Source organism: Pseudoroseicyclus tamaricis (assembly GCF_012070395.1).
Classification (GTDB): domain Bacteria; phylum Pseudomonadota; class Alphaproteobacteria; order Rhodobacterales; family Rhodobacteraceae; genus Pseudoroseicyclus_A; species Pseudoroseicyclus_A tamaricis.
In genome coordinates this window covers 709,220-728,378 of record NZ_JAAFYS010000002.1, presented here as the reverse complement: position 1 = coordinate 728,378, position 19,159 = coordinate 709,220, and the positions used below count along the sequence as shown (strand labels likewise).

Genomic DNA, 19,159 nt, shown 5'->3' with positions numbered 1-19,159 from the left:
AGGGGAGAAGGGAATTCGACCCCTTCATGCCCGATAACCTAGCGTGATCTTCTCGCGTTCGCGGTTAGCGAGCGTCTGGCTGACCTGCTGTCAACCGATCGAGTGCCTGACCAAGGTCGCCTTTGAGATCGTCCTGCGCCTCCAGCCCGATCTGCAGGCGGATCACCGGGCCTAGCCCCTCCCACAGTGGCAGGGAGCGGCTTTCGGGGTGCATGGGCAGCACGAGGCTCTCGAAGCCGCCCCAGGAAAAGCCGATGGAGAAGTGCTGCAGGCTGTCGATGAAGAGGCGGGCGGCATCCGGGTCATGGGAGGCCAACTCGATGGAGAAGAGGCCCGACGAGCCCGTGAAGTCGCGCGCCCAGATCTCATGGCCCGGGAAGCTGGGGAGGGCCGGGTGCAGGACCTGGGCGACCTCGGGGCGGGTCTCCAGCCATTCGGCCAGCTCCAGCGCCGCCGCGCCCTGCCTCTCCAGACGCACGCCGAGCGTGCGCAGGCCCCGCAGCGCGAGGTTGCATTCCTCGACGCCGGCGCAGCCGCCGAGATCCTGCGCCGTGGCGCGGACCTTGTCATAGACGGCGGCGTTCGTGGTCAGCACGCCGAGCATGCCGTCGGAATGGCCGACGATGTACTTCGTCGCGGCGTGGATCGACACATCCACCCCCAGCGACAGCGGCTGCAGGTAGAGCGGCGTCGCCCATGTGGCGTCGATGGCCGTGGCGATGCCGCGCGCCTTGGCGACATCGACGATGGCCGGGATATCCTGCACCTCGAAGGTGCCCGAGCCGGGGCTTTCCAGATAGATCAGCGTCGTCGCCTCGGTGATCAGCTCGGCGATGCCCGCCCCGATGCTGGGGTCGTAGAAGGTCGTGGCAATGCCCATCCGCCCCAGCGTGCGCGTGCAGAAGCGGCGCACCGGCTCGTAGACGGTGTCGGGCACCAAGAGATGTCCGCCCGCCTCGGCGAAGGCCGTGATCGTGGCGGTGATGGCGGCAAGGCCCGAGGCGGTGGCGATGGAGCGATGGCCGCCCTCCAGCGCGCAGATCGCCTCTTCGAAGGCGAATGTCGTGGGCGTGCCGACGCGGCCGTAGAAGGCGCCGTCGAACGGCGTCTTCGCGGCGGTCTGGAAGCTCTTCAGGCTGTCGAAGAGGAAGGTGGAGGCCCGCACGACGGGCGGGTTCACCGGGGCGGGGGAGGCCCCATGCGGGCGGCCGGCGGTGACGAGCTTGGTGTCGGTCTTCACAGGCTTTCCTTCGGCAAATCGCTGCGCTGGCCCCATTCGTGCCAGGAGCCGTCATAGAGGCGCACGTCCGTTCGCCCGACACGGGCGAGCTGGAAGAGGAGGATGGCGGCGGTGACGCCGGAGCCGCAGGTCGCGATCACGGGGCCGTCTTCCGGCACGCCTGTCTCGGCGAGGAGGGCGCGGGTTTCCTCCGGCGCGGTGAAGGTGAAATCGCCCTGCTGCGGCAGAAGCTTGCCCCAGGGCAGATTCACGGCGCCGGGCATGTGGCCGCCGGCAACGCCGGGGTAGCCTGAGGGCAGCTTGCCGGTGAAGCGTTCGGCGGTGCGGGCGTCCAGCAGGGTGGCGCTGCCGGTTTGCAGGGCACCCAGCACCTCCTCCCAGCCTGCCACGTCGTCTTGCGGCGCGCGCAGCGGGAAGGTGGCTTGCGGGGCGGGGGCCGGGTCGCCGGCCTCGACCGGGCGGCCCTCGGCCAGCCAGCGCTTGATGCCGCCGTTCAGCACCGCGACCTTGTCATGGCCGAAATGGCGGAACATCCACCAGACGCGGGCGGAGACGTAGGAGCTGTCATAGACCACCACCCGCGTCTGCGCCCCGATGCCGAGCGCGCCGGCAACAGCCGCGAAAGCCTCTGCGCTCGGCAGCATGTTCACGTAAGGCGAGGCGGTGTCAGAGGCCGTGTCGAGATCGAAGAAGCGCGCGCCCGGGATATGCCGCTCGCTGAACTCGTCGATGCCGCTCTTGCCGGCCTCGGGGATGTACCAAGAGCAATCCAGCACCACGAGATCGTCGGCGCCGAGTTCAGCTTCCAGCCAGTCAGGCTCTACCAGATACTTGTCCATGGCTCAGAACCCGATCGGCCAGTGCTTGATCTCCGAGCCGTCGATGAAGCGGCTGTGCCGGAAGGGCGCGGGATTGACGCAGGGTGTGTCGCCGGTGATGAGATCGGTCATCAACTGGCCCGCTCCGGGCGCGATGCCGAAGCCGTGGCCCGAATAGCCGGTGGAGATGTAAAAGCCCGGGATCGCCTCGACCGGGGAGATCACGGGGATGGCGTCGGGCGTCACGTCGATCCAGGCGCTCATGCGCTCGTTGACCTGCATGTCCTTGAACTGCGGGAAGAGCGCCTTGAAGTTGATCGTGGCCTGATCGAGGATCTTGTGCCCCGGCTCGGGCCGCATGATGCGGTAGGTCTCGAAGGGCGAGCGCTGGTCGAGCTTCCACCCGCGCTCCATGTTCACTTCCTGGAAGCTGCGCTTGCCGATGCGGAATTTCATCGCCCGCCACTCGTTCTTCAGCGCCGGCACGTAGTCTTTCAAAAAGCGGAAGCTGTCGGGCACGATGTCCACCGCGTGGGCCGAGCGCATGCCGACGTTGTAGCCGCCGTCGAGCCGCTCGCGAAAGCCGAAGCCGGGGCCGGAGCCGCAGCCCTTGAGCATGCCGTCGATGGGCCGCGTGCGCATGACCTGGCTGAGCATCTTCAACTGCGGCATCTTCACATCGATGCTGCGCGCGAAGAGCGACGACCAGATGCCGCCGGCCAGCACGACCGTCTTGCACTTGATGCGGCCCTTCTCGGTGACGACCTCGCTGATCTTCCCGCCTTCCGTCTCGAAGCCGCGCACCGCGCAACCCTCGATGATGCGGGCGCCCAGTTTCTCGGCGCCGCGGGCGATGCGCTTGGTGGCAACATGCGGCTCGGCGAAGCCGTCGGAGGGGGTGTGCAGGCCGCCGCCAAATTCGCGCGTGCTGCCGGGGGCGTATTTACCGATCTCGGATTTGCTGACCCAATGGGTGTCGAGGTCGTATTGCGCGACCTCCTTCATCCATTCCTCGTAGCGGGAGAGGTCTTTCTCTTCGTTGACGAAATAGGTGATGCCGCGCACGCGGAAGCCGACATCGTCTTGCATCATGCCATCGAGCTGGCCCCACAGATCCATCGCCAGCTTCATCAGCGGCACTTCGCGCGGGTCGCGGCCCATCTTGCGCACCCAGCCCCAGTTGCGGCCCGATTGCTCCTCGCCGAGCACGCCCTTCTCGCAAAGCGTGACGGGGATGCCCTTCTTCGCGAGGAACAGCGCGGTCGAGGCGCCGACAATGCCGCCCCCCACGATGACCACCTCGGTCTCGAGCGGAGTGACGGAGAAATCGGCTTGCGGGGAAGAGGGGGCGTTCATTCGTGGGTCCAGTATCGTGAAAGGGTCAGCCGGCGGTCGTCTTCAGCGAGTCCTTGAGCAGGGCCGCGCGTTTCAGAACGAAGGCATGGAAGGTCTGCGCCGCGATGGAGAGGGTCTCTTCATCGGCGATCATGCCCAGCGTGATGGGCATGGCGGGCAGGAAGGGGCGGAATTCGAGCCGCGGGTTGCGCCGCAGATGCGGCGAGAACGGGCTGACGATGGAAATGCCGAGCCCCGAGGCGACAAGGTTGCAGACCGCCTCATGCGTCGTCGCCTCGGTGCGCAGGCGACGGTCGATGCCGCGCTTCTCGAACAGGCTGTCCGTCTCGAAGCGGAAGGGGGCGCCGCGCGGGAAGCTGACGAAGCTCGCGTCCGCCAGATCCTCGGCCTTGATCTCTGTCTTCTCGGCCAGCCTGTGCCCCGCCGGCATGACGCAGAGCGCCGGCATGGTCAGCAGCTCGTGCACAGTGACCTGGCCGTTCGAGATCGGCAGCGAGACGAAGCCGATATCGGCCCGGCGCGTCGCCACCCATTCGCTGATCCGGCCCTGCGGCTGGCTTTCGAGCCGGATGGAGATGTCGGGGTAGTCCTCGCGGAAGCGCGCCACGATCTCGGGCAGCAGGCCGTTGTCGTAGGGGCCCATCGCTGCGATCGTGACGGTACCGCTGGCCAGCGCCTTGATGGAGCGGACCTCTTCATTCATCTCGTCGAGGCCGACGAAGAACTTGTCGACAAGCTCAAAAAGGCGGCGCGCATCTTCGGTGGGCTCGGCGCCCCCGCGTGAGCGGCGAAACAGCTTGAACCCGACCGCCTCTTGAAAGTCGACCATGAGTCGCGACACGGCGGGCTGAGAAATGCCTAATGATTCCGCAGCCTTGGTCATGCTGCCGAGCGTGATGATCGCCCGAAAAGCCTCGATCTGTCTGACGTTGAAGCGTTTCACGAAGGAGCCTTCCGTCCGCAGGGTGCCGCCGAGTTGCACAAAAATTGTGCCGATGCGGCGATCTTGTGTTTGAGGTTGATATATAACCTCTAGCACGTCAAGGCCGGCGTTGACGGCATAAATGTTATTTCCTAGCGTCGTCTCAACAGCCGCATCGCGGCCAAGTTTTGTCGAGGGCCTACATGACCGACACATCGCATCTTCCCCTGTCCGCCTCGCACTGGGGCGCGTTCCGGGCGGAGGTCGCGGAGGGCAAGGTCGTGAAGATCCACCCGTTCGAGCATGACCCGCGCCCCAGCCGCATGAACGAGGCCTGGCCCGAAATGCTCGATGCCCCCTTGCGCGTCACGCAGCCGGTGGTGCGGCAGGGCTGGCTCGATGGTGACGGCGGCGCGGCGCGCGGCGATGACACTTATGTCGAGGTCTCGTGGGACGAGGCGCTCGATCTCGTCGCCGGTGAGATCGGCCGGGTGCGCGAGACGCATGGCAACGCCGCGCTCTTCGGCGGCTCTTACGGCTGGTCGAGCGCCGGGCGCCTGCATCACGCCCGCACGCTGGTGCGCCGGTTCTTTGGCGCCATTGGCGGCTTCGTCGATCAGGAGACGAATTATTCCTACGGCGCCGCGATGGCCTTTCTGCCGCGGATCGTGGGGCAGGGGATGATCGGCTCGTCTGTCACCTCGCTCGCCTCGATCAAGGCCGAGTGCGACATCTTCCTCGCCTTCGGCGGGCTGCCGGCCAAGAACTGGGAGATCCAGTCGGGCGGCGTCGGAGAGCATGTCTATGACAGCTTCATGGGCGGCGCCACGGGCGGCCCCCGCTGCATCAACATCTCGCCCTATCGCAAGGATGTCGAAGACCGCTTCGGCGCGGAATGGCTGCCTGTCCGCCCGAACAGCGATGCCGCGCTGATGATGGCGCTGACGCAGGTCATCGTGGCCGAGGGCAAGGCAGATACGGACTTCCTCGCCCGATACACCAGCGGCCACGAGGGCTACCTTGCCTATCTCGCGGGCGAGAGCGACGGCGTGGCCAAGACGCCCGAATGGGCGGCGGAGCTGACCGGCATCGAGGCCGCGCGCATCCGCAAGCTGGCGCGCGATCTGCCCGGCAAGCGCGTGATGGTCGCCGCGAACTGGAGCCTGCAGCGCGCCCGCCACGGCGAGCAGCCCTACTGGGCCGCCATCGCGCTGGCCTCTGTGCTCGGGCAGGTGGGCCTGCCGGGCGGCGGCTTCGCCTTCGGCTACGGCTCGTCCAACGCCATGGGCAACCCCAATTACCGCACGCCGCTCTTCGGCCTGCCGACGCTGGGCAACCCGACCGGCCAGTCGATCCCCTGCGCCCGCGTCTCCGACATGCTGCTGAACCCGGGCGCGGAATATCGCTACGACGGCGAGACGCGGACTTACCCGGAGGTGAAGCTCGTCTACTGGGCCGGCGGCAACCCGTTCCACCACCATCAGGATCTCAACCGCCTGCGCGAGGCCTTCCGCCAGCCAGAGACGATCATCGTCAACGAAGGCTACTGGACGGCCACGGCCCGCCATGCCGACATCGTGCTGCCCACGACCGTCACGCTGGAGCGCGACGATATCGGCGGCGCTTCGCGCGACCGCTACATGCTGGCGATGCATAAGCTCGTCGAGCCCAATGCCGGCGCGCGCGACGATTACGCCATCTTCGCCGACCTCGCCGAGCGGCTCGGGCAGGGCGAGGCCTTCACCGAGGGCAAGCGCCCGGCCGATTGGCTGGCGCAGACCTGGGGCAAGATCAGCGACACTCTGGCCGCGCGTGGCATCAACCCGCCGAGCTTCGAGGAGTTCTGGGCGCAGGGCTACCTGAAGATGCCCAAGCCGGCCGAGGATTACGTGATGCTCGCCGATTTCCGCGCCGACCCCGAGGCGCACCCGCTGCACACGCCCTCCGGCAAGATCGAGCTCTACTCCGCGCAGGCCGCCGCCGAGCCGGGCCAGACCGGCCACCCCGTCTGGCTCGACCCCGAGGAATGGCTGGGCGCGGCGACGGCAGAGGCGCCGCTGCACCTCCTCTCGCCGCAGCCCGCCCGCAAGCTGCACGGACAGATGGATTTCTCCGCCCCCTCGCGCGAGGGCAAGGTGCAGGACCGCGAGTGCCTGCAGATCAACCCCGCCGACGCCGCCGCGCGCGGTATTGCCGAGGGCGATGCCTTGCGGGTTTTCAATGCCCGTGGCGCCTGCCTTGCCATCGCCAAGTTCGATGACGGCGTGATGCCGGGCGTCGTGCTGTTGCCCACCGGCGCGACCTACGACCCGGACGGCGCGCTCGACCGCAACTCCAACCCCAACGTGCTGACCCGCGATATCGGCTCGTCAGAGCTGGGGCAGGGCTGCGCCGCGCAATCCTGCCTCGTGCAGGTGGAGCGCTATCCCGAGCCGTTGCCGCCGCTGCGCGTCACCCGGCCGCCGCAGATCAAGACCCGAAAGACCGCCTGACATGCCCACCCCCTACGACCATATCGTCCTGCTCGTGGATGACCTCGCCGCTGCCGAGGCCGACTTCACCGCGCTCGGCTTCACCGTGCAGGAGCGCGCCGACACCGAGCACGGCAAGACGCGCTTCCGCTTCGTCTCCTTCGACGATGGCAGCTACATCCTGCTGACCGCCTTCGCCTCGCCCGAGGATCAGGCCGCCCATCGCCTCGGCGAGGTGCTCGCCGCCGGCGAGGGCTGGGCCGACTGGAGCTTCACGCTGCCCGACGTGGCCGAGACCGGCGCGGCGATGGCGGCGGCGGGGCACCCCGTGAAGGGCCCGGTGCGGGTGGCGAATGTCATTGCCGGCGGTACGCCCTGGGGGCTCGACCTGCTGATGTGCGGGCGCGGGGCCGGCGGCGACGTCGCCCTGCCGTTCCTCGTCAGCGATGTCGAGGGCCGGGGCGCCCGCATCCCCGCGCCGAAGCCGCATGCCAACGGCGCGACCGGCATGGTCGGCCTGCGCCTGACCACGGACGATGCCCGGGCGGTTGGCGAGGCCCTGACGGTCATCGGCTGCGAAGAGACCGCGCCGGGCCGCTACACCTTCGCCGACGGCTGGGTGGAGGTCCTCCCGATGGACATCCCCGGCGCCCGCGCTGGCGGCGGCATCCTCGAGGTCGTCCTCACCGGGCCTGAGGCGGCCAGCTTCGACGCCGCGCTCACCCATGGCGCGCCGCTGACGATGGAGGCGCCCTGATGCAGCCGACCGACAAGACCTCAAAGCAGATCTTTCTCGACTACCAGGCCAACCCGCGCGTTCCCGCCCGGGGCCTCGGCGAGACCATCGCGCTCATCAACGTCGACCTGCAGCGCCGCTATACGGATACCGCGAGCTTTTCCTCCGCCTATGCCGGCCATCCCCGTCAGTTCGAGGCGACGAACGCGCTCGCCCGCGCCGTGCGTGCCCTCGGCGGGCCGGTCGTCTGGGCCTATGTCGCCTATCTGCCGGATGGCTCCGATGCCGGCATGTGGTCGAAGCTCTCCACCAGCGACATGGCGCTGCACAAGGTCGGCCATGACAGCCCGCAGGCGGAGTTCGACCGGCGGCTGGACATCGAGCCCGGCGATCTGAAGCTGCACAAGCGCATGAGCTCGTGCTTCTTCGAGACGCATCTGCCGAGCTATTTCAACTTCCACCGCGTCGACACGGTCATCGTCACCGGCGGCGCCACCTCGGGCTGCGTGCGCGGCACGGTGATGGATGCACTCTCGCTCGGCTACCGCGTCTGCGTGCCCGAAGAGACGGTCGCCGACCGCGAGGAGGGCGCCCATTACGCCAACCTCTACGACATCGCCTTCAAATACGGCGACGTGGTGCCGGTGGATGATGTGCTCGCCCGCCTTGCCGCCCGCCTTCCCGCAGGAGACCAGCCATGACAGCCTGGGCCGAGCCCTTTTCCTACGATTACGCGCCTTACACCGGCCGCCCGAATATCGAATGGCCGAACGGCGCGCGCGTGGCCTTCTGGGTCGCGCCCAATATCGAGTTCTATGAATACGCCCCGCCGCCGTCGCCGACGCGCGAGGTCTGGTATCGGCCCGAGCCCGACATCCTGAACTACTCGATGCGCGACTACGGCAACCGCGTCGGCTTTCACCGCATGGCCGATGTCATGGCCCGGCACGGCGTGCGCGGCTCTGTCTCGCTGAACGTGGCGGTCTGCGACCACTTCCCCGCCATCATCGAGCGCTGCTGCGAGCTGGAGTGGGAGTTGTTCTCGCACGGCGTCTACAACACCCGCTACCTCTACGACATGACGGAGGATCAGCAGCGGCAGATCATCCGCGACAGCCGGGAGACTATTCTGCGCGCTTCGGGGCAGGATCTCGACGGCTGGCTCTCGCCCGCGATCTCGAACCTCGAGACCACGCAGGATCTGCTGGCGGAGGAGGGCGTGAAATACACGCTCGATCTCTTCCATGACGACCAGCCCATGCCTGTGAAGACCCGCAGCGAGAACCGCCTCGTCAGCGTGCCTTACATGATGGAATGCAACGACGTGCCGGTCTTGAACTTCAAGAACATCTCGCCGCGCAATTACCTCTCCATCATCACGAGCCATTTCGACCGGCTCTATGCGGAAGGGGAGGAGAGCGGCACCGTCATGTGCCTGCCGCTGCACCCCTACCTGATCGGCCAGCCGCACCGGCTGCACATCCTCGACGAGGCGCTGAAATACATCACCGGCCACGACAAGGTCTGGCTGGCGACCGGGCGCGAGATCGCCGCCCATTTCGAGGCGAATTATTACGACAGCTTCCAAAGCTGGATGGAGGGCGCGGCATGAGCCTGATTTCAGACGATTACTTCGACTACCCGAACCGCGGGCCCCAGATGGATCAGGGCCACTACGGCATCCGCTATCTGCGCGATCTGCCGAAGTTCGAGTGGCAGGGCGGCGCCTCGCTGATGGTCTGGGTGACGGTGCATCTGGAGCATTTCCCGATGGACATGCCCCGCGGCCCCGTGAAGCCCATCGGCGCGATGGAGCGCCCGGCGCCCAGCGTCTGGGATTACTCCAGCCGAGACTACGGCAACCGCGTCGGCATCTACCGGCTGATGGAGGTGCTGGACGCGAACGGCATCCGCCCGACGGCGGCGATGAATTCGGTGCTCGCCACCCGCTACCCGCGGCTCATGGCTGACGTGCTGAAGCGGGGTTGGGAGGTTGCCGCCGCCGGCACCGACATGGGGCATCTGCACCATTCGGGTTTGAGCGAGGCCGAGGAGAAGGCGCTGGTGGCCGAGGCCTTCGGCACCCTGCGCGACGTCTCCGGCCAGCCCGTCACTGGCTGGCACTCGCCGTCGCATTCGCAATCGGCCGTCACGCCCGATCTCGTGGCCGAAGCGGGCGGGCAGTATATCTGCGACTGGATCAATGACGACATGCCCTACGCGTTTCACACGCGGGCCGGCGATCTGACGCAGATGCCGCTCTCCTACGACCTGTCGGATCACAAGATCCTCGCCGCGCAGCACATGCCCATCGAGGATTACGAATACCAGCTCGGCGCCGCCTTCGACATGATGCTTGCCGAAAGCCGCGAGCGCGGCGGGCGCATCCTGTCGCTGTCGCTCTCGCCCTGGGTCATCGGCCAGCCCGGCCGCGTCGACGCGCTGAACCGCCTGCTGACCCGCTTCATGTCGGCGGACGGGGTGGCCACCGCCACCGGCGCCGAGATCTGCCGGCAGTGGACTGCGCTGGAGCTGGAAGCCTGATGACCCCCGCGCGTCCCCCCGCCAACTGGCTGACCGCCCGCGAGGCGCTGGCCGAGATGCGCGCCGGCGCGCTCTCCGCCAGCGCGCTCATGGCCGATTGCCTGGAGCGCTGGCGGGCGCGCGATGGCGAGGTGCGCGCGTGGACCTTCCTCGACGCCGATGCCGCCATGGCGCGGGCCGAGGCGGCGGGGCAGGGGCCGCTTGCCGGGCTGCCCATCGGCGTGAAAGACATCATCTACACCAAGGACATGCCGACGAGCTTCAACTCGCCGCATTTCGAAGGGCATTTCCCCAATATCGACGCCGCGAGCGTCGCCATCCTCCGGCAGGCCGGGGCGGTGATGATGGGCAAATGCGATACTGTGGAATTCGCCGTGAACGGCCGCCGCGCCGCCACGACCAACCCGCATGATCCGTCCCGCACGCCCGGCGGGTCGTCCTCCGGCTCCGCCGCCGCGGTGGCGGACGGGCAGGTGCCGGTGGCGCTCGGCACCCAGACGGGTGGCTCGGTGATCCGCCCCGCCTCTTACTGCGGGGTCTATGCCATCAAGCCGACGTGGAACGCCGTCAGCGCCGAGGGCTTCAAGGTCTGCGCCGCGAGCTTCGACACGCTCGGCTGGTATGCCCGGAGTGCGGAAGACCTCGACCTGATCGCCGAGGTGCTGGGGATCGAGGCTGTGCCCGCGCCCGCAACGTTGCAAGGCGCCCGCATCGCGCTCTGCAAGACGCCCGTCTGGGACAAGGCCCTGCCGGAAACGCGCGAGGCCATCGCCACCGCCGCCCGCGCCCTCTCTGAGGCCGGCGCCGAGTTGACCGAGCTGGAGCTGCCGGAGGCGTTTGGCGGCCTGACCGAGGCGCACCGCGTCATCATGCAGGCCGAGATGCGCAGCTCTTTCCTTGCCGACTGGCGCCAGCTCGGCGAGGCGCTCTACCCAGAGCTCGTCTCGATCCTGCGCAACGAGCGGGGCGACAGCCGCGCCGATCTGCTTGCCGTGCTCGACCTTGCCGCAGCTTGCCGGGCCGAGTTCGACCGGCTCGCGGCTCCGTTCGATGCCGTGCTTACGCCCAGCGCCCCCGGCGAAGCGCCGCTGGGCCCGCAGGATACCGGCGCCGCGATCTTCAACCGGATATGGACGCTCCTGCACATGCCCACGGTCAATGTGCCCGGCCTCACCGGCCCGAACGGCCTGCCTGTCGGCGTCACCCTCGCCGGTCCGCGCTACAGCGACCGGCGGCTCATCGCCCTGGCTGGCCAGCTCGGGGCCCTTCTGCCGCAGCCGCGCCGACCCGGTGGTCAGGCGTCAGAGGAGGCTTCCCTCTGACAGAGCTGTGTCCCGCTTCTCCCTCCCGTTCCTCTATCCTGGCGCAAGCGATGCGCGCCGCGACTACCCCCACTGGCCCCGCCAAATCCCATCACCGGCGGGCCCGACTGTCTCGCGATCATCGCGCAATACGGAGTACGTACCCTTGTCCAAGTCGTTTGAAATGAACCGCCGTGGTTTCCTCGGCAGCCTCGCCGCCGCCGGCCTTGTCCCCGCCGGCATGGTGGCCTCCGGCCCCGCGCTCGCCCAAGATGCGGGCGGCATCCTGCGCACGCCGTTCTGGCCGGCGCCGACCTACCTCAACTCCGCCATCTCCACCTCGGGCCCCGAGAGCTTCCTGTCGCCCAAGTTCTACGATGGCCTCCTCGGCTACGAAAGCGGCATGGTCCCCAAGCCCTCGCTCGCCACCGCCTGGGAGATCAGCGAAGACGGCCTGACCGTGACCTTCACCCTCCGCGAGGGCGTGACCTGGCATGATGGCGAGCCCTTCACCTCGCATGACGTGGCCTTCACCTTCATGGAGGTGCTGAAGGTCCACCACGGGCGCGGCGTGAACACCTTCGCCAACCTGACGTCTGTCGATACGCCCGACGATTACACCGCGGTCTTCAACCTCTCGAAGCCGTCGCCCGCGATGATGCGCGCGCTCGACAGCCGCGAATGCCCCATCCTGCCGGCGCACCTCTACGAGGGCACCGACATCATGGAGAACCCGGTGAACACCGCCCCCGTCGGCACCGGCCCCTTCAAGCTGGAGAGCTACGAGATCGGCTCCGCCGTCGTCATGGTGCCCTACGAGGATTACTGGGACGAAGGCTACCCGCTGCTCGACCGCTTCATCGTGCAGTTCGTGCCCGATCCGGCGACCCGTGCCGCGATGCTGGAATCCGGCCAGACCGACGCGATCTTCCTCGGCATGATCCCCACGCAGGAGATCCTGCGCATCGCCGAGATGGATGGCTTCGAGATGACCACCACCGGCTTCGAGGCGATGCCGAGCGGCCTGCAACTCGAGTTCAACCTCGAGAACGAGATCCTCGCCAACAAGCTCGTCCGGCAGGCCATCGCCCATGCCATCGACACCAACTGGATCCTCGAGAATGTCTTCTACGGCATGGGCCAGACCGGTGCCTCGCCGTTGCACTATGACCAGCGGCCCTTCTACACGACCGAGGGCGTGCCGAGCTATCCGTTCGACCTCGCGAAGGCCAACGAGCTGCTCGACGAGGCGGGCTACCCGCGCGGCGAGGGCGACATGCGCTTCAAGCTGATGCTCGATCCCTCGCCCTGGGGCACGGAATCGATCAATTCCTCGGCCTATATCCGCGAGGTGCTCCGGCAGGTCGGCATCGACGTCGAGGTGCGCCAGCAGGACTTCGCCGTCTTCGTCACGACGGTCTGGACGGAGCGCAAGCACGACCTGGTGCTCTACACCGCCACGATGGGCGTCGATCCCACGATCGGGGTGCACCGCTTCTACCTGTCGAGCAACTTCCAGCCCGGCACCGGCTTCTCGAACGGGGCGCATTACGACAACCCCGAGGTCGACGAGCTCCTGAACGCGGCCTCCATCGAGATGGATGAGGAGGCCCGCATCGCGCAATATGCCGAGTTCCAGCAGATCGCCTACGAGGATCTGCCCATCGTCAAGATGGTCGACATTGCCGCCGCGCCGACGCTGGCCAGCACCCGGGTGCATGACTTCGCCCCCGATGCGCTCGGCGCCCTCGGCAGCCTCAAGCAGACCTGGGTCGAGCAATGACACAAACCTCCGGACCCATCACCGGGAACGGGACAAAAAAGGCGGGGCCGTTCGCGGCCCTGTCTTCCCCGCTTGGGCGCTACATCCTGCGCCGGCTGGTCCAGGCCCTTCTCGTCATGGTGCTGGTCATGGTCGGCAGCTTCTTCCTGATGAAGCTCGCGCCCGGCGATTTCGTCGACGTGCTCGCCGGCACCCGCGACCTCACCGCCGAGCAGACGGCAGAGCTGCGCGCCCGCTACGGGCTCGACCAGCCGCTGGTGATCCAGCTCGTCCGCTACATGGGCCTGCTCGCGACCTTCGATTTCGGCTATTCGCCCATCAACGCGGCGCCGGTGACGGATGTGATCCTCGCCCGCCTGCCCGTGACAGCCATCCTCGTCGTCGCCTCGGTCAGCCTGTCGATGGTCATCGGCACGCTCTTCGGCATCGCCGCCGCGCGCAATGCCGGCAAGCCGGTGGACCTTGGCATCTCCATCTTCATGCTGCTGCTTTACGCGACGCCCAGCTTCATCGTGGCGATCATGCTGATCCTCGTCTTCGGGCTGAAGCTCGGGCTCATGCCCATCGCAGGCTATGAGAGCGTCGGCATGGGCTATACCGGCTGGCAGCATATCTGGGACGTGACGCGCCACCTGACGCTGCCCGTCGTCGCGCTCTGCACCTTCTACATCGCCATCTACGGCCGCATCGGCCGCGCCTCGATGCTGGAGGTGATGCGCCTCGATTTCGTGCGCACCGCCCGCGCCAAGGGCATCTCGGAGGGGCGCGTCTTCTACGTGCACGCGCTGCGCAACGCGCTTTTGCCGCTCATCACCATGGCCGGCCTGCAGGTGAGTTCGCTCGTAGGCGGCGCCGTGCTGATCGAGACGGTCTTCGGCCTGCCCGGCATGGGGCGCACGGCCTATGACGCTGTCCTGCAACGCGACACCAACCTGCTGCTCGGGGTGATCTTCACCTCGTCGCTGGCGGTGGTGACCGTCAATTTCGTGATCGACATGCTTTACATGGTGCTCGACCCGCGGGTGAACCTGAAATGACGGGGACCTTCGCACATATCCGGCGGCTCGCCCGCCACCCCTCGGGCCTCTTCGGCCTTCTGCTGCTCGCGGCGATCATCCTGATGTCCGTCTCGGCGGGCTGGATCTTCCCCGAAGGCCCCTGGGCCATGGTGGGCCCGACGCGCCTGCACCCCGGGGTGGACCCGCGCTTTCCGCTCGGGACAGACACCTACGGCCGCGACATCGTCTCCGCCATCTTCTACGGCGCGCGCGTGTCGCTCTTCGTCGGTATCGCCTCGGCGGCCATCGCGCTCATCGTCGGCATCGTCGTGGGCGCCATCGCGGGCTATTTCGGCGGCAAGGTCGATGACGCGCTGATGCGGCTGACCGATGCCTTCCAGACCATCCCGAACTTCCTGCTCTCCATCGCCATCGTCGGCATCATCGGTGCCTCGCTGCCCACGATCACCTTCGCGATCTCCATCGTCGCCTGGCCGATCATCGCGCGGCTGGTGCGGGCCGATGTGCTGCGGCTGCGGACCTATGATTTCGTGCAGTCCTGCAAGATCATCGGCATGTCCGACATGCGCATCGTCTTCCAGCAGATCCTGCCGAACTGCATGGCGCCGATCATCGTGACCACCTCCGTCCTCGTCGCCAATGCGATCATCGTCGAGGCCAGCCTCGCCTTCCTCGGCCTCGGCGACCCCAACGTGATGAGCTGGGGGACGCTGCTCAACGTGGGCCGCCAGCAGCTGCGGACAGAGGCCTATATCACCATCGTGCCGGCCGTCGCGCTCGTCCTCACCGTGCTGGCGCTCAACCTCATCGGCGATGCGCTCAACGACGTGCTGAACCCGCGCCTGAAGGAGCGGACATGAGTCTGAATACCGGCAGCGAGCCCCCCATCCTGCAGATCGACAAGCTGCGCATCGGGCAGGGCACCAAGGCCCCAATCGTCGAGCAGATGAGCCTTGAGGTCCGCCGCGGCGAGACGGTCGGCCTCGTCGGCGAAAGCGGCTGCGGCAAGTCGCTGACGGCGCTCTCCGTCATGGGGCTTCTGGCCGGCAACCTGAAGGTGGTGGGCGGCACGATCCGGCTCGGCGGCGAGGAGATCCAGGGCCTCTCGCAGAGGAAGCTTCGGCGCCTGCGGGGCGAGAAGATGGGCATGATCTTCCAGGAGCCGCTGACGGCGCTGAACCCGGTGATGACCATCGGCGCCCAGATCGCCGAGATGGTGCGCGCCCATCGCGACGTCTCGCGCAAGGCGGCGCATGAGCGGGCGCTGGAGCTTCTGCGCCTCGTCAAGATCCCCGACCCAGAGGAGCGGCTGGGAGAATATCCGCACCAGATGTCGGGCGGCATGCGCCAGCGCGTCGTCATCGCCATGGCCATCGCCTGCAACCCCGCGCTCCTGATCGCCGACGAGCCGACCACCGCGCTCGACGTGACCGTGCAGGCGCAGATCCTGGAATTGCTCGCAAGCCTGCAGCGCGAGGAAAACCTCGGCCTGCTCATGATCACCCACGACCTAGATGTCGTGCGCCTCGTCGCCGACCGCATCGTAGTGATGTATGCCGGCTCGGTGGTGGAGGAGGGCGCCGTCGAGGCGGTGCTGGATAACCCGCGCCACCCCTACACGCTCGGCCTCATCTCTGCGCGGCCCACGGGCAGCTTCGCCGCCGGGGCGCCGCGCCTTGCAGATATCCGCGGCAGCGTGCCGGCGCCGGAGGATCGGCCCGCCGGCTGCGTCTTCCGCGACCGCTGCCCCTATGCGCAGGAGGTCTGCGCCACGACCCGCCCGATGCTGGAGACAGGGCAGGGCGGCCATGCCGTGCGCTGCCACTTCCCGGTGGATCGTCAGACCGATGCGCCCAAGGAGCTTGCCCAATGAGTGCCGTCCTCAAGCTGACGGACCTGCAGGTCCATCACGACACGGCCCGCGGCGCCCTTCGCGCCGTCGATGGCATCTCGCTGGAGATCGCCCGGGGCGAGACGCTCGGCCTCGTCGGCGAAAGCGGCTGCGGCAAGTCCACGCTGGCCCGCTGCGTGACCGGCATCGACAAGCCCAACGGCGGCAGCGTCGAGATCGAGGGTGTCACCGCCGGTCGCGGCAAGGCCGCGCGGCTGCAGCGCGCCCGCAACGTCCAGATGATCTTCCAGGACCCGTCGGGCGCACTCAACCCGCGCCTGCAGGTCGAGCGCATCATCACCGAGCCGCTCAGCGTGGCGGGTGAGGAAAGCCGCTCGGCCCACCGCACACGGGCCATCGAGACGGCCCGCAAGGTAGGCCTGTCGGATTACCACCTCGAACGGATGCCGCACGAGCTCTCCGGCGGGCAGCGCCAGCGCGTTTCCATTGCGCGGGCGCTGGTCTTGAACCCCAACCTGCTGGTCTGCGACGAGGCGGTCTCGGCGCTCGATGTCTCGGTGCAGGCGCAGGTGCTGAACCTGCTGCTCGACATCCAGAAGGAGCTTGGTCTCTCCTACCTCTTCATCAGCCACGACCTTGCCGTGGTGCGCTACATCTCGCACCGCATCGCGGTGATGTATCTCGGCCGCATCGTCGAGATCGGCGCGGCAGAAGATGTCTGGGCCAGCCGCCTGCATCCCTATACGCAGGCCCTGATCCACTCGATCCCCGAGGAGGCCGCCAAGACCGGCCGAACGGTGACGTTGGAAGGCGACGTCCCGAGCCCGGTCAACCCGCCCTCGGGCTGCGCCTTCCGCACCCGCTGCCCCTTCGCGCGTGCCGCCTGCGCCGAGGCGCGGCCGGAGCTGCGGGCCGTAGGGTCTCACGAGGTCGCCTGCCATTTCGCCGAGGAGATCGCTGCCGGCTCGGGAGCTGAGCCAGAAAGGGCTCACGGATAAACGGCCGCAGAGTATGGTTGCACGGAGGCAGGCCTCCTGATCGGTGCATTGTCACCTTCCTTGACATCGGCCAGCGACCTGATGGTCGCTACACTCAACTCAAAACGGCTCGGGCGTGCCGCTATGCCAGCCACGCCTGGCTCCCGCCCGACCATCGGGTTTTCGCGAAGACCGGCCGTATCTGCCTCCCGTCACGCGCCAAGCTAGTCGACATCAACGTCCTGCACCCACATGATCGCGTCCTTTGACAGGAAGGCGCTGTCTCCGGCGCGATACTGCAAGCCGACGCCGAGTGCTGCGAAGCCCCAGAAGCAGGCGGTGGGGATGCCGAAGGCAAAGAGGCCGTTCTCGTGGGTCGTGGCGACGAGGAGGCCGCCCTGCGGAAAGGTCACGTCTTCGTCCGGCATGGCGTGGCTTTCCACGTCAGGGGCATCGGCATGGTAGATGACCTCAACCTGCCAGCCCGACGCCGGGTCGTCATTCGTCGGCAACTAGCCGAAAGGTCGAGCCGGCGAGGACTCTGTAGGGCTTGGTGAGCGGCACGATCTCTGTCGCCAGGCCCATCCTGCGCTCCTAATCCGTCGAGACGCCGTCGGAATTGAAAACGAGATTGACGAAACCATCTCGTCTTCGCCCGTTAGGAGGGCGGCAGCGACTGGCGCAGCCTGCGTGTGCTCGACGTGGCGAGCGGCACGGTGCTGGACGATCGGGTGGATTGGGCACGGTCCACGGCGCTGGAATGGGCGCCGGCTCGGGGTTCTTCTACAACCGCTATCAGGATCCGGTCGCCGACACCGCCGCCTCGTTCGTCAATCACGCGGTCTGGTTTTACCGGCTCGGCACTCCCCAGTTGAAGGATCGACAGATCCTCGTCACGCCGTTGCGGCCCGAGCTAGTGCGTCCCTTCTACCGCTCGAACGGCGGGCGCTATTTCATCATCCACTCGATGTCCGGGGTGGGCGCCATGCGGTTCAGGTGGTCGACTTTGAAGGCGCCGACTGGGAGCCGCACGCTGCGTGGCGCAGCCAGGAGGCTGCCGGGCCGAACGAGGGATGGGCGATGGACTTCGTCCACGAACAAGTCGCGCTCGGAAAGGAGCTCCCGTTTTTGACCATCGTCGACACCCACTCGCGCTACCGTCTGGCGGCCGATCAACGCTCGGCTTACCGCGGCGAGGACGTCATCCAGACGCTGGAACCCGTCTGCCACCAGATCGGCGATCCGCAGACGATCAAGGTCGACAAAGGGACTGCGTTCGTCAGTTGGGAAACTGATCTCTGGGCTTACGCCAACGACGTCACCCTAGAGGTCCCGCGGCCGGCAATCCAACCGACAACGGCTACATCGAGACCTTCAACAGCAAGTTCGGTCGGAATGCCTGAACGCCCCCTGTTTCATGGTTCTTGTCGATGCTCGCGAGAAGCTGGAAACTTCACGTCGAGACTACGACGAGGTCAGACCGCACAGCGCGATCGGATAGAACCGATCGACCTTTACGTTCTCGGTGGCGCAACCAGCCCGTCGCCGTGATCGAAGCCGCAAATTCCAGCCGCCGGCGATCCAGGATTTGGGAGCAGAGCAGATTGGACTGGGCTCGACCTTGAGGTGGAGTAGTAGCGGGTCTCAGGTCATGAGGCATCCAAAAGCAACTCGAAAGCAGGGCGCCGAGGCTCTTCAAAGATTCCGTCAACATCAGCTTCCCGTCTTAACCTTCCTTTTGTTGGGCGGGGCGACAGCTATACTCCTCGAAGGTGGTGCGGCGACCGCTTGAGGAAGATGTGTAAGCGCCTCCCCTTGTTGACGAACGCTTAACACCCTCCTGTCAGCCTCAAACACTGTTAAATCAGCAACGGCCCGCTCCAAGTATTCGGAAATCTCATGTTCGATAGAAAATACCCTCGACAACAGTTCGATATGGGAAGCGGTTGGGAAGTCTACAGCTTCCACAACCCATCCAAGCGGGCCTCGCTGATCAGGCGGAAGCGGGGCCTAATTGCGGCCTCATGGGCGATATCCACGCATGAACAGGCGCTAATCCTTTACTACGATCTAGGTCTCCCCCGCTCAGCCGAGTTAACAGGAATTCTGATTACAGAGGCCAGCCAGGAGTTACGAAGAG

The 19,159-nt window shown here is 66.9% G+C and carries 17 protein-coding genes and 1 pseudogene; 13 read left to right on the top strand and 5 right to left on the bottom strand.

Annotation, left to right across the window (positions count from 1 at the left end):
* Window positions 1-64 precede the first annotated feature (64 nt).
* The 4 genes from metC to GY170_RS09860 are packed head-to-tail and all read right to left on the bottom strand — an operon-like array spanning window position 65 to window position 4,453.
* Window positions 65-1,240 (bottom strand): cystathionine beta-lyase, encoded by a 1,176-nt coding sequence (gene metC / locus GY170_RS09875; protein ID WP_203531249.1) that lies wholly within the window; start codon window positions 1,238-1,240, stop codon window positions 65-67.
* Complete coding sequence (locus tag GY170_RS09870) at window positions 1,237-2,079, bottom strand: sulfurtransferase (protein WP_163892831.1); 843 nt, start codon at window positions 2,077-2,079, stop codon at window positions 1,237-1,239. Before GY170_RS09870 ends, metC begins: the two co-directional genes overlap by 4 nt.
* A gap of 3 nt (window positions 2,080-2,082) precedes the next feature.
* Complete coding sequence (locus GY170_RS09865; RefSeq protein ID WP_163892828.1) at window positions 2,083-3,414, bottom strand: NAD(P)/FAD-dependent oxidoreductase; 1,332 nt, start codon at window positions 3,412-3,414, stop codon at window positions 2,083-2,085.
* Window positions 3,415-3,439: 25 nt separating this feature from the next.
* Complete coding sequence (locus GY170_RS09860; protein ID WP_167803310.1) at window positions 3,440-4,453, bottom strand: LysR family transcriptional regulator; 1,014 nt, start codon at window positions 4,451-4,453, stop codon at window positions 3,440-3,442.
* A gap of 86 nt (window positions 4,454-4,539) precedes the next feature.
* Here GY170_RS09860 and GY170_RS09855 point away from each other — a divergent pair, with 86 nt between their 5' ends.
* The 11 genes from GY170_RS09855 to GY170_RS09805 all read left to right on the top strand — a co-directional run bounded on the left by GY170_RS09855 (window position 4,540) and on the right by GY170_RS09805 (window position 17,040).
* Window positions 4,540-6,828, top strand: a complete 2,289-nt coding sequence (locus GY170_RS09855) for a molybdopterin-dependent oxidoreductase (protein ID WP_163892822.1) — start codon at window positions 4,540-4,542, stop codon at window positions 6,826-6,828.
* Between the two features lies 1 nt (window position 6,829).
* Window positions 6,830-7,564, top strand: coding sequence for a VOC family protein (locus tag GY170_RS09850; protein WP_163892819.1), 735 nt, complete (start codon window positions 6,830-6,832; stop codon window positions 7,562-7,564).
* Window positions 7,564-8,244, top strand: a complete 681-nt coding sequence (locus GY170_RS09845; RefSeq protein WP_163892816.1) for an isochorismatase family protein — start codon at window positions 7,564-7,566, stop codon at window positions 8,242-8,244. The genes GY170_RS09850 and GY170_RS09845 overlap by 1 nt, the downstream gene beginning before the upstream one ends.
* On the top strand, window positions 8,241-9,155 hold the full coding sequence (locus tag GY170_RS09840) for a polysaccharide deacetylase family protein (protein WP_163892813.1): 915 nt from the start codon (window positions 8,241-8,243) through the stop codon (window positions 9,153-9,155). The genes GY170_RS09845 and GY170_RS09840 overlap by 4 nt, the downstream gene beginning before the upstream one ends.
* The gene (locus GY170_RS09835) at window positions 9,152-10,087 is read left to right on the top strand and encodes a polysaccharide deacetylase family protein (RefSeq protein WP_163892810.1); all 936 of its coding nucleotides are present in this window, start codon (window positions 9,152-9,154) and stop codon (window positions 10,085-10,087) included. Before GY170_RS09840 ends, GY170_RS09835 begins: the two co-directional genes overlap by 4 nt.
* Window positions 10,087-11,409 (top strand): amidase, encoded by a 1,323-nt coding sequence (locus GY170_RS09830; protein WP_163892807.1) that lies wholly within the window; start codon window positions 10,087-10,089, stop codon window positions 11,407-11,409. The genes GY170_RS09835 and GY170_RS09830 overlap by 1 nt, the downstream gene beginning before the upstream one ends.
* A 163-nt stretch (window positions 11,410-11,572) precedes the next feature.
* Window positions 11,573-13,171 carry an ABC transporter substrate-binding protein gene (locus GY170_RS09825; protein ID WP_167803309.1) on the top strand — a complete coding sequence of 533 codons (1,599 nt, stop codon included), beginning with the start codon at window positions 11,573-11,575 and terminating at the stop codon, window positions 13,169-13,171.
* Window positions 13,168-14,208 (top strand): ABC transporter permease, encoded by a 1,041-nt coding sequence (locus GY170_RS09820; protein WP_163892803.1) that lies wholly within the window; start codon window positions 13,168-13,170, stop codon window positions 14,206-14,208. Before GY170_RS09825 ends, GY170_RS09820 begins: the two co-directional genes overlap by 4 nt.
* On the top strand, window positions 14,205-15,050 hold the full coding sequence (locus GY170_RS09815; RefSeq protein WP_163892800.1) for an ABC transporter permease: 846 nt from the start codon (window positions 14,205-14,207) through the stop codon (window positions 15,048-15,050). Before GY170_RS09820 ends, GY170_RS09815 begins: the two co-directional genes overlap by 4 nt.
* Window positions 15,047-16,063 (top strand): ABC transporter ATP-binding protein, encoded by a 1,017-nt coding sequence (locus GY170_RS09810; RefSeq protein ID WP_163892798.1) that lies wholly within the window; start codon window positions 15,047-15,049, stop codon window positions 16,061-16,063. Before GY170_RS09815 ends, GY170_RS09810 begins: the two co-directional genes overlap by 4 nt.
* Entirely contained in the window at window positions 16,060-17,040 is a 981-nt protein-coding gene (locus tag GY170_RS09805) for an ABC transporter ATP-binding protein (RefSeq protein WP_163892795.1), read from the top strand. Before GY170_RS09810 ends, GY170_RS09805 begins: the two co-directional genes overlap by 4 nt.
* Before the next feature lie 203 nt (window positions 17,041-17,243).
* Here the strand turns inward: GY170_RS09805 and GY170_RS09800 are convergent, their stop codons facing one another.
* On the bottom strand, window positions 17,244-17,531 hold the full coding sequence (locus GY170_RS09800; RefSeq protein WP_163892792.1) for a DUF4198 domain-containing protein: 288 nt from the start codon (window positions 17,529-17,531) through the stop codon (window positions 17,244-17,246).
* Window positions 17,532-17,779: 248 nt separating this feature from the next.
* On the opposite strand from GY170_RS09800, the gene GY170_RS09795 reads away from it, so the two are divergent.
* Window positions 17,780-18,151 carry a beta-propeller domain-containing protein gene (locus GY170_RS09795; RefSeq protein ID WP_163892788.1) on the top strand — a complete coding sequence of 124 codons (372 nt, stop codon included), beginning with the start codon at window positions 17,780-17,782 and terminating at the stop codon, window positions 18,149-18,151.
* Window positions 18,073-18,570, top strand: a pseudogene (locus GY170_RS09790) (integrase core domain-containing protein); the annotation flags it as partial. The gene GY170_RS09795 and the pseudogene GY170_RS09790, both read left to right, overlap by 79 nt.
* Window positions 18,571-19,159: the final 589 nt, after the last annotated feature.

Excerpts from the sequence above, each read along its gene's own strand:
- GY170_RS09845 (WP_163892816.1), top strand. The coding sequence starts at position 7,564 with ATGCAGCCGACCGACAAGACCTCAAAGCAGATCTTTCTCGACTACCAG.
- GY170_RS09840 (WP_163892813.1), top strand. The coding sequence starts at position 8,241 with ATGACAGCCTGGGCCGAGCCCTTTTCCTACGATTACGCGCCTTACACC.
- GY170_RS09825 (WP_167803309.1), top strand. The coding sequence starts at position 11,573 with ATGAACCGCCGTGGTTTCCTCGGCAGCCTCGCCGCCGCCGGCCTTGTC.
- GY170_RS09835 (WP_163892810.1), top strand. The coding sequence starts at position 9,152 with ATGAGCCTGATTTCAGACGATTACTTCGACTACCCGAACCGCGGGCCC.
- GY170_RS09805 (WP_163892795.1), top strand. The coding sequence starts at position 16,060 with ATGAGTGCCGTCCTCAAGCTGACGGACCTGCAGGTCCATCACGACACG.
- GY170_RS09855 (WP_163892822.1), top strand. The coding sequence starts at position 4,540 with ATGACCGACACATCGCATCTTCCCCTGTCCGCCTCGCACTGGGGCGCG.
- GY170_RS09870 (WP_163892831.1), bottom strand. The coding sequence starts at position 2,079 with ATGGACAAGTATCTGGTAGAGCCTGACTGGCTGGAAGCTGAACTCGGC.
- GY170_RS09810 (WP_163892798.1), top strand. The coding sequence starts at position 15,047 with ATGAGTCTGAATACCGGCAGCGAGCCCCCCATCCTGCAGATCGACAAG.
- GY170_RS09820 (WP_163892803.1), top strand. The coding sequence starts at position 13,168 with ATGACACAAACCTCCGGACCCATCACCGGGAACGGGACAAAAAAGGCG.
- GY170_RS09850 (WP_163892819.1), top strand. The coding sequence starts at position 6,830 with ATGCCCACCCCCTACGACCATATCGTCCTGCTCGTGGATGACCTCGCC.
- GY170_RS09865 (WP_163892828.1), bottom strand. The coding sequence starts at position 3,414 with ATGAACGCCCCCTCTTCCCCGCAAGCCGATTTCTCCGTCACTCCGCTC.
- GY170_RS09815 (WP_163892800.1), top strand. The coding sequence starts at position 14,205 with ATGACGGGGACCTTCGCACATATCCGGCGGCTCGCCCGCCACCCCTCG.
- GY170_RS09830 (WP_163892807.1), top strand. The coding sequence starts at position 10,087 with ATGACCCCCGCGCGTCCCCCCGCCAACTGGCTGACCGCCCGCGAGGCG.
- GY170_RS09795 (WP_163892788.1), top strand. The coding sequence starts at position 17,780 with ATGGGCGCCGGCTCGGGGTTCTTCTACAACCGCTATCAGGATCCGGTC.